Below are 13,645 nucleotides of genomic sequence, written 5' to 3' on the forward strand. Positions count from 1 at the left end.
CTTCCGGTTGTCCTTCTGCCAGAGTCGGACCGTGTTCCGTCGCCGGCTCCAAGGGTTTTCCCTGTGTGCCGTCAGGGCCCCAGAGCCCTCCGCGCTCGTCCGGATCCGGCCGGACACCACCGGATCCCGTCCGTATGCGCACCCCCGGCGAAGGAAGGACTCAGCCATGGCACGCCCCCGCGCGTTCGACACCGACCTGGCAGTGGAACGGGCCATGAGCCTCTTCTGGACGAAGGGTTACCACGGCACACCGCTGCCGCTGCTCACGGCCCGGCTCGGCATCGGCAGCGGCAGTCTGTACGCGGCCTTCGGCTCCAAGGACGGCCTCTACGCGCGGGCCCTGGAGCACTACTGCGCCGGCCTGGTCGCCGATGTCGCCCGGCGGATGGGGAGCGGCACCGACATCCGTACGGCCCTGCGCACCTTACTTCTCGCCCTGGTGACCGACGACCTGGCGGACCCCGAGCGCGGCTGCCTGCTGGTCAACGCCGCGACGGAGCGCGCGGCGCACGAGGGCACGGTGGCCAGGGTGAGGGCGGCCATGGCCGCGGTCGAGGCCGTGCTGACGGGTGCCCTGGAGCACGCCCGGGAACGCGGTGAGCTGGCCCCCGGCCGCAGTCCGGTCGAACTCGCCCGGTTCCTGGTGACGTTCATCCAGGGCCTGCACGTGATGGGGAACGCGCGTGCCGACCGGGGTTTCCTGGAGAACGCGGTGTCGGGAGCGCTGAGGGTGCTGGACTGAGAGCTGCGGACAAAAGGGGTGTCCGATCGGCTCGCGGCGTCCGGTGCGTGCGAGCGCAAGGCGCCGGAAGGTCCTCGTGGCGGAGCTGCCAGGGCCGTTCGGCAACGTTCCGAGCGCGCGTGCCGGACGTCGCGAGCGGGACTCCCCTTTTGTTCGCAGCTCTGAGAGGGGCCGCGCCCGGTTTCCGCTCCTGCGGGGCCCCGGTCCGCGACCCGTGGCCTGTCTCCACGCCGCACGTCACCTCTTCACAGCGCGGCGAACGCGGCGTGGACCGCCTCGCACGTCGCCTCCAGTTCCGCTTCGGTGACGCCAGCCGGGACGAACCAGCAGGCCATGCCGAAGGCGTTGGTGTGGATGCCGCGTTCCAGGAGTGCGTGGCGGAAGGCGTCGTGCCGGGCCTGGTCGGCGGCGAAGAGGTCGCGGTACCCGCGGGTGGGTGTGCCGTCGGGCGTGAAGACGGCCTGGAACATGGCGCCCACGCCCTGGACCGCGCACGGGATGCGCCGGTCGTGCGCGGCGCGGCGGATCGCCTCCATGACACGTGTGCCGCTCTCCTCGATGTGTGCCACGGTCTCCGGCTGGTTCAGCCGGCGCAGGGTGTGCAGTGCGGAGGCTGCGCACAGGGGCGAGGCGTTGTAGGTGCCGCCGTGTTTGACCCGGCCCTCGGCGAGGGCTTCCAGTACGTCCCCGCGTCCGGCGAAGGCAGCGACGGGCAGGCCGCCGCCCAGCGCCTTGGAGAAGACGGCGAGGTCCGGGACGACCCCGAACATGGCCTGGGCGCCGCCGGGTCCGGTGCGGAAACCGGTGCACACCTCGTCGAAGACGAGCAGGATCCCGCGTGCCGTGCATTCGTCCCTGAGTAGGTCCAGGTAGCCGGGCGCGGGCATGGTGCAGGCGTTGTTGGCGACGATCGGCTCGCAGATGACGGCGGCCAGTTCGCCGCGGTGGGCGTCGAGCGCGGCACGCAGGGCCGCCGGGTCGTTCCAGGGGCAGACGACGACGTCGTCCAGCACCCCTCGGGGGATCCCCGGCGAATGGGGCACCGCGGCCGGGGTGCCGCGGGGGCCGGCCTCGGCGGCCGTCGGACGGTTGGAGACGGCGAGGGTGTCGGTCCAGCCGTGGTAGTGCCCCTCGAACTTGAGGATCTTCGAGCGTCCTGTGTGCGCGCGGGCCGCGCGGACGGCGCCCTGCACCGCCTCGCTCCCCGAGTTGGCGAACCGGACGAGTTCCGCGCAGGGCACCATGGCGCGGATCAGTTCGGCCAGCTCCACCTCGGCGGTGTTGCAGGTGCCGAACATCGTGCCGGTCCGCAGCACGCCGGTCAGCGCCTCGGTGAGGTGCTCGGGAGCGTGACCGAGGACCGCGCTGCCGTAGGAGATCAGGTAGTCGATGTACTCGTTGCCGTCGACGTCCCAGATGCGGCTGCCGGATCCGCGGACCATGTACAGCGGATAGGGGTGCGGCCCGGTCGAGGTCGCCCGGGAGGAGGAACTGACACCGCCGGCCAGCGAGGCCCGGGCGCGCTCGAACCAGGCACGGCTGCCTTCGGTTCCGGGCAGCGCCGGTACAGGGGTGTTCATGGGGACTCCGCTCTGGAGAGGGACGATCCGCCGGTGCGGGTTCCGTCGCCGAGCCGCGCGCCGTCCGGCGGCGGTCCGGCCACGTACGCCTCGAACCACCGGCCGCGGGTCAGCCGGCCGGTCGTGGCCCAGGCGAGCATGCGGTGCAGGCCGTCCAGGTGGATCAGCCCCTGACGGGTCGTCAGGCGCTCGTGGTCGGGGCCGCTCACCGGGCGGGTGCTCAGGAACAGCGGCAGGTGAGCCGCCCGGCGCTGACGGGCGAGTTTCAGGGCGCACAGGGGGTTGGACCGCTCGTAGGAGTCACCCAGGGCGGCCAGCCGGCCCGCCGCCTCGGCCACGGTCAGTCCGGTGGCGGGGACGAGTTCCCGCTCGCCGTCCTCGCCCAGGTGCCAGGGCAGCACCACCTCCCGTACTTCCGGCCCCTCCAGCAGAAGCCGCCGCCAGGGGCCGGGAAACTCCTGCCGGGCGGTGCGGATGTGCCGTTCGGCCCGGTCGTCGAAGTCGGTGGGGTCGTCGGGATCGTGGGTGTGGTGCCGTAGGAAGCGGCGCAGTACGGCCTCGAACGGCAGGGTCTGCACGACCTTCACCGTCCGCGGCCCTCGGCCCGCTCGTACTCGCCGAAGTGCCGTTCGGCGAACAGCTCGGGCCGTCCCGCGTCCAGTCCGCGCGAGCGCGCCACGGCCAGCACCTGCCTCCAGTACGGTTTGACCGGCGGCCACAGGGTGCCCGTGCGGCAGTAGGAGCCGTCGATCATGTAGCGCGGTCTGGCGCCGGAGTGCGGGGTCCGGGCGGGCCGGCGCGTGTGGAAGAGCGCCGAGTGCAGGACCACCGTGGAGCCCGGTGGCAGCGTGTCGATGACCGTCTCGCCCGCAAGGACGTCCGTGCCCCGGTGGCTGAGGGCGCCCTTCTCCGCGACCTGCCGGTGCGACCCGGGCAGGACCGCGAGCGGACCCTGTCCCGGCTGGAGACCGCGGATGTAGTGCAGGGCGTGGACCATGGGGAGGCACCGGTCCCGCTGGGGCCGCTGCTCGTAGTCGTGGTGCCAGCTCTTGCCGGCGGCTCCGGCGGGCCGCCGGTCGCTGTGCAGGTGGTGGAAGACGAAGGACTCGCCCAGCAGGGCGGGGTGGCCGAGCAGGTCCATCAGCGGCGGGTGCACCGCCAGCTCCCCGTGGGCCTCCAGGTCCAGTTCGACGGTCAGCGGGGGCCGTGCGCCGGGCCGGCACGCGTCGATGGATTCCTGCCGCCGGCCCGAGTCCACCCACCGGTCGACCTCGGGCACCAGGCGGTCGACGAGGGCGGACGGCAGGAATCCGGGGAGGACGAGGAACCCGTCCTCGGTGAACTTCTCCACCGGGGCATCGATGGCACGAACGTCTGTCATAGGTGGGAACCCCTGGTTCAGTCGGCTGTCCTCACGCCGCCGGAGTCCGTCCGCGGCGCCGTCCTTCAGGACCCGGCACGGCGGTCCGGGCGCTGGACACATGTGTTTCACCGTCCCCGGGGTGCGCGGCCTGACCGCTCGGCGCGCACCCCGCCCTCACCCGCCCAGCAGGACCTGGATCTCCTTCATCAGGTTCTCCTCCAGCGGGCCGTGCTCCAGCGCCCCGGCGTTCTCCTCGACCTGCGCGACCGAACGGAACCCGGGGATCGGCAGCGCCCGCGGGCTGCGTGCCCACAGCCAGGCGAGGGCACCCTGGGCCGGCGTCCGCCCCCCGCTCGTCAGCACCTCCCGTACGGCCGTCACGCGCCGGGCCCAGTCGGGTGCGGGTACTCCGCCGGGGCCGTACCAGGTCAGCCAGGCGGGCGGCACCGCGCGGATGTCACCGGCGCCGGCCCCGCTCCTGGCTCCCGCCGCCTTCGCCAGCAGCCCCATCGCCAGGGGGCTGCGGTTGACGCTGGTCAGTCCCCGGGCCGCGCAGAGGGCGAACAGTTCGGGGGCGTCCTGGAGGACGTTGGCCGCGTGCTGGACGGCGAGGCAGTTCGCCCCGTCGGCGAAGAGCGCGGCACGCCGCGGATCGTCGGTGCTCCAGGCGTAGCCCCGCACCAGGCCCTCCTGGACCAGGTCCTCGCAGGCCTCCCGCAGCGCGAGGGCCCGCTCGGGCGGCGTGTCGGACAGATGGAGCTGGTACAGGTCGACGTAGTCGGTGCCCAGGCGCTCCAGCGAGGCGAGGAGCGCGCGGCGCACGTGTTCGGGTGAGTCGTCGGTGCCGGTCAGGGTCTTCGTCCGCTCGTCGAAGACGTTCCCCCACTTGGTGGCGATGACGGCCTCGCTCCTGCGTCCCCGCAGCGCACGGCCGAGGACGCGCTCGCTGTGCCCGGCGCCGTAGGCGTCGGCGGTGTCGAAGAAGGTGATGCCGAGGTCCAGGGCCCGGCGGACGGCGGCCACGGACTCGTCGTCGTCGACGGCTCCCCAGCCCAGCGGGTTGCCGTCCCGGTCCTGCCACGGGCCGCCGATGGCCCAGCACCCCAGGCCGAGCGGCCCGGTGCTGATGTCACTGCCGCCCAGTCGTGTGTCTCTCCAGGTGTCCATGGCCCGGCACATTACGTCGGGAGACACACACATATGCAAGTGGCAGGTGACCTTCCGTGATCACGCGGTTCCGATCCGGCCACTCTTCGGCCGTCTTCCGCGGGTACCGGCCGGACGCCTTTCGGTCACTCCCCGCACCACCTGCACGGTACACGCGCTCTTTTGAGTGCGCGGGACGGCGAGAGGCCCGAACATTCTTCGCACTTGTTCCCTCACGCGGCGGTGCGGCCCGGCAAGGCCGAGGGCACCGGAGCAGCGAATTCCGGCTCGCCAGGCTGACCGGAAGATTTTTCTGACGCTTCATCAGATCATGACGTGTCTTCACTGGGCACTGAGTGCCATGCCATCGTTCCGACACGTGTCTGACCGACTCCGGCACGGCTCGCACCCGGTGTTGAGCTGGCTTTTCCGTCCGATTCACTGAACGGAAACATCCATGAAACAGTCCGCGTTCACACGTATCCCCATACCCTCTCCTGAGCGGGAGGTGACTCTGTGCTCCGTCGTGTGGTGATCACCGGCAGCAGCGGCATGCTCGGCACCGCGCTGGCCCGGCGGCTGGCCGAGAACGACTGCGAGGTCGTGGGCCTCGACCTCACCCACCGCGCCGACGCCACGGCCGGCCGGCTGGTGACGTGCGACATACGCGACGGTGCCGCGGTGCGGCGCGCCGTACGCGGCGCCGACCTGCTGGTGCACAGCGCCTCGGCCCTGCCCAGCTACGCCACCGCGCAGATCGACTCGATCGTCGTGGAGGGAACCCGTACGGTCCTGGCCGCCGCCGCGAGCCAGGACGTCCCCCGCGTCGTCCACCTCTCCACCGGCTCCGTCTACGGTCTGCCCGCGCAGGTCCCGACGCCGGAGACCTACCCCCGCAGCCCGATCGACCCCTACGGCAGGGCCAAGGCCCGGGCCGAGGAACTCGTGGAGAAGGCCCGGGCCGACGGCCTGGTGGTGCCCGTGCTCCGGCCCAAGACCTTCCTGGGCCCCGGCCGCCTGGGCATCTTCGCCATGCTCTTCGAATGGGCCGCCGAGGGGCACCACTTCCCCGTGCTCGGCTCCGGCCGGGTACGCAGCCAGATGCTGGACGTCGAGGACCTCGTCGACGCCATCCTGCTGGCCGCCGAGGCCCCGGCCGACGTGGCCAACACGGAGTTCAACGTCGGCGCGGCCCGGTTCGGCACCCTGCGCGAGGACTTCCAGACCGTCCTGGACGCCGCCGGACACGGCAAGCGCGTCATCGGACTGCCCATGCGGCCGGCCGTCGCGGTGCTCGAACTGCTGGCGCGCGCCCGTCTGTCGCCGGTCTACATGCGGCTCATCCACAAACTCCGCGCCGACAGCTGCATGGACATCTCCCGCATCCGCGACCGGCTCGGTTTCGAGCCCCGCTACTCCAACCGCGAGGCGATCTCCCGCAGCTTCGAGTGGTGGCGGACCGAACACCGCGGCACCGGCGGCCACTCGGGCGGCCGGACCAGCCGTGACCCCTGGCAGCAGGGCGCCCTGCGGCTCGCCAAGGCGGTCTTCTGAACCGTCGCGAGAACGGGTCAGCAACGCACTCCCCCCTCCCGCCGGTTCGAGGAGAGCCATGCACGGTGTCAACCCGGTGGCCCCCGCCGCCCGTCCGTCGTCCCCCACCGTCCCCCCGGCTTCACCCCCCATCGCTTCACCCCCCATCGCTTCACCCGCCCTCTCTTCCCCCGCCACCGCCGGCCCGCCGGCCACCGCCTCCCCCGCCCCGGGGCAGACACCCGCCGGCGAGAAACACGCGCCGGGCACGGCCCGCGCCCTGCTGCGCCTGTCCCGCCCCTACCAGTGGGCCAAGAACCCCCTGGTCATCGTCGTACCCGCGGTGCTCGTCCACCGGAGCGCGGTCCACGCGGCGCTCGCGGTCCTGTGGGCCACCGCCCTGTTCACCCTCGCCTCGGTCGCGGTCTACGTGCTCAACGACCTCACCGACCGCGAACGCGACCGGCTCAACCCCGCCAAGAGCCACCGCCCGCTCGCCTCGGGCGCCCTGTCACCCCGTGCCGCCTGGACCTACCTCGCCGGGGTCGCCACCGCGCTGGCGGCCGGCGTCGCCCTCGCCTCACCGGCCAGAGCATGGCCGGTCCTGGCGTACCTCGCACTCAACCTCGCCTACAGCTACCACCTCAAACACGTGGCGCTCGTCGACTCGTTCGTGGTCGCACTCGGCTTCGTCCTGCGCGCCGTCCAGGGCTACCTGGTCATCGGCGCCCGGCCCTCCTCCTGGCTGCTGCTGACGGTGCTGAGCAGCTGCATGCTGCTCGTCCTCGGCAAGCGGCGCAGGGAACTGCTGGACGTGGCAGGTGAGCACCGGCCGGCCCTCGCCGGGTACTCCGTGCAGCTCATCGACTGCCTGACCATGATCAGCGCCACGCTGACCGCGGTCGCGGTGGGCATCTACCTGACGGCCGCCCCCGAACCGAGCGGCGCCGCCACCGCGTTCGCCTTCCTCACCCTGACCGTGTCGGTCTTCGCCGTCTTCCGGTACCTCCAGGTGCTGCTGGTCGGCGGCGGCGGCGCGGACCCCGTGCGGACCCTGCTCAGGGACCGGCTGCTGATCGGCTGCGGCGTGGCATGGGCGGGCCTGTTCGCGTTCCTGTCCTGACGGACCCGCGCCTTTTGGCATCCGCTCCGGCGCGCCCGCCCCCGGCCGCCGGCCCGGGAGCCCGCCGGCACCGACCCGAGAACCCGGAAAGGACCACCGTGGAAGAACCACTGGTGTCACTGATCATCCCCAACTACAACTACGCCCGGTCCCTGGGCCTGTCCATCCAGTCCGCCAAGGACCAGGACTACCCGAACCTCGAGATCATCGTCGTGGACGACTGCAGCACCGACGGCTCCTTGGAGATCGCCCGGTCGCACGGCGTGCGGGTGGTGAGCACCGGAACCAACAGCGGCGTGGCCACCGCCAGGAACACCGGGGCGGCGCACGCCCGCGGCAGCATCCTCTTCTTCCTGGACTCCGACGTCGCTTTGCGGCCCGGTGCCGTGCGGGCCGCGGTCGAACTGCTCGCCGCCCACCCGGAGGCGGGCGCGGTCTGCGGCATGTACGAGCCCGAGCCGCTGATCCGGGACAGCCTCGTCGAGGAGTGCCGGTGCCTGCAGGCCTACTACTGGCGGACCAGCTCCGAGGGCACGGTCAGCTTCCTCATCTCCGCGATGTGCGCCCTGCGGGTCGAGGTCTTCGAGGAGATCGGCCCGTTCAACCCGAACCTGCGGCAGACCGAGGAGGTCGACTACGGGCAGCGGCTGAGCCAGCGCTACGACCTGCTCCTGACCCCCGTCATCCGGGGTTTCCACGACGACGACCACGAGATGTGGCCGCTGGTCCGCAAGATCTTCACCCGGGCCCGGCTCCGCATCCCCCTCTACGCCCGGCGCAGGAGGTTCGCCAAGGGCTTCGAGACGGCCTCCCGTTCCTGGGCCAGCCTGGTCTCGCTGCTGGCGGCGGTCTCCCTCGCGGCCCCCGCCCTGCTGGGACCTGTCGCCTGGGCGCTGCCGGTACTGCTGCTGTGCACCGTGATCGGCCTCGACTTCGGCATGTACCGGTTCGTCGCCGCCCGGCGCGGCCTCGCCTTCATGCCCAGCTTCATCGGTGTCCAGCTGGCCTTCAACCTCACCGTGGCGGTGGGTGTGGTCTTCGGGGTGGTGCACTGGCTCTGCTCGCCCTCGTTCCGCAGGCTGTACGACCGCGACCGGACGGTCCCGTCCGTCGCGCCGGCGCTGTGACGCCCGCCGAGGGGGCGGCGGTGCGGGCCACCGCCGCCACGCGGACCGGGACGGCGGCCGGCCCGGCCGGCCGCGGCACGAAGCGGAAGACGGGCGCCGACCGGGTCCGGCGGCGCCGCCGCCCCCGGCTGCTGATCGCCCTGGCCGTGCTCTGGACCTGTTTCACGCTCGTGCAGCGCCTGCTCAGCGGCCGGTGGTGGGTCATGCTGGTCCCCGACCTCATACCGCCCGTCGCCTTCCTGCTCGTCCCGGTGCTCCTGATGCTGGGGGCCGGTGTCAGCGGGCTGAGGCGGCGCGGGGGGCGGGCGGAGCGGAGCACGCCCGCCGCTGCCGAGGAGCCCGGTGCGCACGCCACCGCCGGCTGCGGTGACCCGGCCGCCGGCCCGGGCCCGGAGCGGGCGGCCGCGAGCGCCGGCGGGCCCGGCGGTCCCCGGGGGGCCGGGCGCCCGGTGCCGTGGTTCGCTTCCCGCCGTACCGCCCTGCTCCTGGTGTGCGCCCTGGCGCTGGTCTCCGCCTGCGTCAGCTGGTCGCGCAACGGGGTCCGGCTCGCCGCGCTGACCCACCACGTGTCCTCCACCGCCGGGGACCTGCGCATCGTCTCCTGGAACACCACCTGGTGGGGACAGGACGTCGACAAGGACAGCTTCTGGCGGACCCTGCGGGCCCAGCGGGCCGACGTCTACCTGCTCCAGGAGTACCTCCACGGCATCGACTACCGGCAGGAGAACCTCCGGCCCGTCGACGACCTGGCGCGTATCCACCGCGAGTTCCCGGGGTACCACGTCGTGACCCGCGGGGAACTGATCACCCTCTCGCGGTACCCGGTCATCGGCTCGAAGCTGGTCGGCACGGGCCAGTCGGTCGCCGGCCGGCCCGACGCGCCCTGGCTGGAGGTGTACCGGGCGGTCAAGACGCTGCGCGTCGACATCCGGGTGCACGGGCGGCCCCTGTCCCTCTACAACGTCCACATACCCGTACAGATAGATCCCGGCCCCCAGCTCCTCTCCCCCAGCGTCTTCGGCATGCTGCGCGACCGTCAGCGCACCAGGACGGCACAGTTCCGGGGACTGAACGCGGAACTGCGCGAGCAGCGCGCGAAGGGCGCGGCCGCCCTCGTCGCGGGGGACTTCAACAGCAGTCCCGCCATGGGTGAGCTGCAGGAGCTGCGCAGCACCATGCGGGATGCCGCGGACAGCGGCACCGACCTGTACCCCCATTCCTGGAACGAGCTGGTCCCCGTGCTCGGGCTGTGGCGGCTGGACTGGGCGTTCTCCACCGGCCCGGTCACCGTCGACCGTTACCGCTTCGACGACATGCACCACCTGTCCGATCACCGAGCCCAGGTCCTGGAGGTGTCCCTGTGACCGGATCCGGCCCGCGCCCCGCCTCGCCGGAACGCGACGACGGCGCCCCGCCGCCCCGCGTCTCGGTGGTCATCCCGAACTACAACTACGCCAAGACGCTGCCGCTGTGCCTGGAATCGCTGCGCCGGCAGACCCTCCCGCCCTTCGAGATCATCGTGTCGGACGACGCCAGCACCGACGGGTCCGCCGACATCGCCGAACGCTTCGGCTGCCGGGTGCTGCGCGCGACCACCAACCAGGGGGTCTCCGCCGCACGGAACGCGGGGGCCGCCGCCGCACGCGGCGACATCCTCTTCTTCCTCGACTCCGACGAGGCCCTCTCGCCCCGGTCGCTGGAGAACGCCGTACGGCTCCTGGCCGAGGACCCCGGACTCGGGTGCGTGCACGGCGTCATCGCCCCCGAACCACTCGTGGACGACGGCCCGGTGGAGTGGTACCGCACCCTGCACGCCCACCACTGGCGGCTCAAGGGCGTGGGCCCCACCCCCACCGCGTTCTTCGCGGCGGCAGCGGTGCCCCGACGGGTCTTCGAGGAGATCGGCCCCTTCCACCCCGCGCTGCGCGACAGCGAGGACGTGGAGTACAGCGAGCGGCTGTCCGCCCGCTACCGCATCCTGCTCACCGCGCAGGTGGAGGCCGCCCACGACGAGGAGTACCGGCTCGGCCCGATGCTGCGCGAGCAGTTCCGCCGGGCCCAGTACCTGCTCCCGTTCGCCGCCGCCCACCGGCGCCGGCCGGGCGCGCTGCGGGCCAACAGCATGGCCGGGGTCGCCGCGGCGCTGTTCACCGTGGCCACGCTGCCGGCCCTCGCGGTCCCTCCGCTCGCCGTGCTCCCCCTGCTCGGACTGCTCGGCTTCGCCTGCGCCGATCTGCCGCTGCTGCGGTTCGTCCGGCGCCGGCGCGGGACCGGTTTCGTGCCCCTGTTCGTCGGCCTGCACCTGCTGGTCAACCTCCAGATAGCGCTGGGCGCCGGCACCGGGTGGCTGCGCAGCAAGTTCGACCGCGACTTCGGCGCTCCGCCCGGCCGTCGTCCCTCGGCGGCCGGCCCGTCCCCCGAGCCGCGCGACGCGGTGCCCGTACCGGCCTCCGAGCACGCGGAAGGGGGCACCGGATGACCGTGGTCCGCCGTGACGAGAGCGCGGCCGGAGCCGAGTGCCCCGAGCAGTCGGTGACCCCCGGCCTCGGCCGGACCGGGGAAGACGGTGGCACCGGACGGAAACCGGCGGGACCGCGCGTCGCGGCACCCGGCCCAGGCTCGGGTTCTGTCCCCGGCTGGGATGCCGGCTCCGCGCCCGGCCCAGGCTCGGGTTCCGGCCCCGGCTCGGACGCGGACTCTGCGCCCGGTTCAGCGCCCGGCCCCGGCTCGGACGCCGGTTCCGCGCCCGGTTCCGGCTCGGACGCCGGCACCGGTACCGGGTCCGGGAGACGGAAATGGTCCCGGCCCGTGCGGCGGTCGCTGGCCGTGGTGCTGGTCGGCGGTGCCGCGTACGGCATGTGGCGGGCCCTGGACGGCAGCGGCCCGGTCATCGGGGACCTGCTGACCCGCGAGGGCGCGGTCCCCTGGCTCGTCGGCTCGGCCGTGGTCAACCTCGCGGGACTGGCGCTGAGCATGGCGTCCTGGCGCAGCACGCTGGCCGGCGTGGGGACCGCCCTGCGCTGGGGGCCCACCGCCGAGATCTTCGGCGCGACCGTCCTCGGCAAGTACCTGCCCGGCCCCTTCTGGAGCGCCCTGGCAGGGGTGCACCTGGGGCGGCGCAACGGCGTCCCGGCGCAGCGCATGGTCACCGCGTACGTCCTCAACTCGGTGGTGGTGCTGCTCACGGCCGCCGTGGTGGGAGTCCTCGCCGCCCCCCGGGTGATGGGCGAGGGCGCGTGGTGGCTGCTGCCGGTGGCCGTCGCCCTCGCGGCCCTGCTGTGGAGACCTGGTGCCGTCCTGCGGGCGGCGCGCGGCGCGGCGAAGCTCCTGCGCAGACCCGCGCCCGACCTGCGGGTGGCGGACGGCGACCTGCGCCGGGCCGTCGTCTGGGAGGTGCTGTCCTGGGTCGTCGGCGGCGCGCACCTGTGGATGATCTCGGTGGTGCTCGGAGCCTCCGGCGCCGCCTCGCTCGGTCTGTGCGTGGGCGGGTTCGCCCTGGCCGCCGCGGCGGGCGCCGCCGCTCTGGTCGTCCCCGGCGGAGCGGGCGTGCGCGAGGTCGTCCTGATGGTCGTCCTGACGGCGGACCTGCCCTGGGCGCAGGCGGGGGCCGCGGCCCTGGCCAGTCGCCTGTGCTGCACCGTCACCGAGGTCCTGGGCGCCGGCACGGCCGTCCTGGCGGGCCGCCTGGCGACCGGACGCCGGGGCGGGCGCCCCCTGGCCCTCGCGGGGGAGGCGCCCCATGGCACCTGAGACGTCCGCTCGGGCGGTACGGGCCCTGGGGGCGCAGGCGGCCTGGAGTCTGGTGCGCCGGACCGAGGCACTGCGCGCCCGGTTCACCGGCGGCGCGGGGACCGGTCCCGTCCTCGGACGGGGTCCCGTCTTCCGCGTCCCGGCCGGCCCTGCCCGGGACCCGGATCCGCCGCTGGCCCTCACCGTCGACGACGGCCCCGATCCCCGCTGGACGCCGGCCCTGCTCGACGTCCTCGACACCCACGGGGTGCGGGCCACCTTCTTCGTGGTCGGCACCCGCGCGAGAGCGCATCCCGCACTCCTGCGCCGGGTCCTGGCCGCCGGACACCGCCTCGGCAACCACTCCCTGACCCACCGCCAGCCGTTCGCCGCGCTGTCCGCCGGCGCGCTCGACCGGGAGATCGCGGAGACCCAGCGCGTGGTGGCGGACGAGACCGGCGTCGCCCCGGTCCTCTTCCGGGCCCCGGCCGGCGGCTGGTCGCGGTCGGTCCTCGCCGCCGTACGGCACCACGGCCTGACCCCGGTGGACTGGACGGTCGATCCGAAGGACTGGCGCCGGCCCCCCGCCGACCGGATCGCGGAGCGGGTGGTCCGCGCGCGGGCGGGCGACATCGTCCTCTGCCACGACGGCGGCGGTGACCGCTCGCACACCGTCAGGGCGCTGGACACGGCGCTGGCGTCGCTGCGCGCCCGCGGGACGCGCTTCACCCCGCTGTAGGACCCGGTCCCGGACGCCGCCGGCCGCGTCGCGCGCACATCCGCAGGCGCGTCCGGGACCCACACGGACATGTCCGCCCGCCCCGGCACAGGGCCGGGAGCGGCGACGGACAGCACAAGGAGGAAACCCATGCGAAGAATCCGGGGAATCCGGAACATGTTTCTCGTCCTCGGGGCCATGGCCGGCCTCTTCGGCGCCACCGCCTGGCCGGCCCAGGCGGCGCCCGCCGCCTACCAGTGCGATGCCGCGCACGACCACGACGGCGTCCTCGTCACGTTCGCCGACCGCGACTACGGAGGGGAGTGCCGGGCCACCTCGTACCCCCAGGTCGGAGACCTCCGGAACCTGGGCTTCAACGACACGATCTCCTCGTTGAAGAACCGCACGCCCTACACGCTCTGCTTCTACAGCGACTCGGAGAACAAGGGAAAGGTGTTCCAGATCCACGCCTATGAGTGGTGGTGGACCCTCCCGGACTGGATCGACGACCAGATCTCGTCCTACGACTTCTGCTGAGGGTCCGCGAGGCTGAGCGTCACCGGCCGGGCCGCCTCCCGCCGTCC

The 13,645-nt window shown here is 73.3% G+C and carries 13 protein-coding genes; 9 read left to right on the forward strand and 4 right to left on the reverse strand.

Annotated features, from left to right (window positions below; all coding sequences use genetic code 11):
• Window positions 1-166 precede the first annotated feature (166 nt).
• Window positions 167-742 (forward strand): TetR/AcrR family transcriptional regulator, encoded by a 576-nt coding sequence (locus tag IG64_RS13245; RefSeq protein WP_037855275.1) that lies wholly within the window; start codon window positions 167-169, stop codon window positions 740-742.
• Between the two features lie 245 nt (window positions 743-987).
• On the opposite strand, the gene IG64_RS13250 is transcribed toward IG64_RS13245, so the two are convergent.
• The 4 genes from IG64_RS13250 to IG64_RS13265 form a co-directional block, all read right to left on the reverse strand.
• Window positions 988-2,322: an aspartate aminotransferase family protein gene (locus IG64_RS13250; protein ID WP_037855276.1), complete on the reverse strand. Its 1,335-nt coding sequence runs from the start codon at window positions 2,320-2,322 to the stop codon at window positions 988-990.
• Entirely contained in the window at window positions 2,319-2,900 is a 582-nt protein-coding gene (locus IG64_RS13255) for a DUF6309 family protein (protein ID WP_199811581.1), read from the reverse strand. The genes IG64_RS13250 and IG64_RS13255 overlap by 4 nt, the downstream gene beginning before the upstream one ends.
• A 5-nt stretch (window positions 2,901-2,905) precedes the next feature.
• Complete coding sequence (locus tag IG64_RS13260) at window positions 2,906-3,703, reverse strand: phytanoyl-CoA dioxygenase family protein (RefSeq protein WP_051812810.1); 798 nt, start codon at window positions 3,701-3,703, stop codon at window positions 2,906-2,908.
• 156 nt (window positions 3,704-3,859) lie between these two features.
• On the reverse strand, window positions 3,860-4,852 hold the full coding sequence (locus IG64_RS13265; RefSeq protein ID WP_037855278.1) for an aldo/keto reductase: 993 nt from the start codon (window positions 4,850-4,852) through the stop codon (window positions 3,860-3,862).
• A gap of 495 nt (window positions 4,853-5,347) precedes the next feature.
• Here IG64_RS13265 and IG64_RS13270 point away from each other — a divergent pair, with 495 nt between their 5' ends.
• The 8 genes from IG64_RS13270 (at window position 5,348) to IG64_RS13305 (ending at window position 13,598) form a co-directional block, all read left to right on the forward strand.
• Window positions 5,348-6,385, forward strand: coding sequence for an NAD-dependent epimerase/dehydratase family protein (locus tag IG64_RS13270; protein ID WP_037855279.1), 1,038 nt, complete (start codon window positions 5,348-5,350; stop codon window positions 6,383-6,385).
• A gap of 58 nt (window positions 6,386-6,443) precedes the next feature.
• On the forward strand, window positions 6,444-7,487 hold the full coding sequence (locus IG64_RS13275; RefSeq protein WP_078883965.1) for a UbiA prenyltransferase family protein: 1,044 nt from the start codon (window positions 6,444-6,446) through the stop codon (window positions 7,485-7,487).
• Between the two features lie 98 nt (window positions 7,488-7,585).
• Window positions 7,586-8,614 (forward strand): glycosyltransferase family 2 protein, encoded by a 1,029-nt coding sequence (locus IG64_RS13280; protein WP_037855280.1) that lies wholly within the window; start codon window positions 7,586-7,588, stop codon window positions 8,612-8,614.
• A gap of 20 nt (window positions 8,615-8,634) precedes the next feature.
• A complete protein-coding gene (locus IG64_RS13285; protein ID WP_158771553.1) occupies window positions 8,635-9,978 on the forward strand; it encodes an endonuclease/exonuclease/phosphatase family protein in 1,344 nt (447 codons plus the stop codon).
• A complete protein-coding gene (locus IG64_RS13290) occupies window positions 9,975-11,093 on the forward strand; it encodes a glycosyltransferase family 2 protein (protein ID WP_063758794.1) in 1,119 nt (372 codons plus the stop codon). Before IG64_RS13285 ends, IG64_RS13290 begins: the two co-directional genes overlap by 4 nt.
• A gap of 329 nt (window positions 11,094-11,422) precedes the next feature.
• Entirely contained in the window at window positions 11,423-12,364 is a 942-nt protein-coding gene (locus IG64_RS13295; protein WP_051812814.1) for a lysylphosphatidylglycerol synthase domain-containing protein, read from the forward strand.
• Entirely contained in the window at window positions 12,354-13,082 is a 729-nt protein-coding gene (locus IG64_RS13300) for a polysaccharide deacetylase family protein (RefSeq protein WP_037855282.1), read from the forward strand. The genes IG64_RS13295 and IG64_RS13300 overlap by 11 nt, the downstream gene beginning before the upstream one ends.
• A 129-nt stretch (window positions 13,083-13,211) precedes the next feature.
• Complete coding sequence (locus IG64_RS13305; RefSeq protein ID WP_158771555.1) at window positions 13,212-13,598, forward strand: peptidase inhibitor family I36 protein; 387 nt, start codon at window positions 13,212-13,214, stop codon at window positions 13,596-13,598.
• Window positions 13,599-13,645: the final 47 nt, after the last annotated feature.

Origin of the sequence: Streptomyces sp. NRRL S-340 (assembly GCF_000720185.1) — a bacterium.
In the GTDB taxonomy this organism is placed as follows: domain Bacteria; phylum Actinomycetota; class Actinomycetes; order Streptomycetales; family Streptomycetaceae; genus Streptomyces.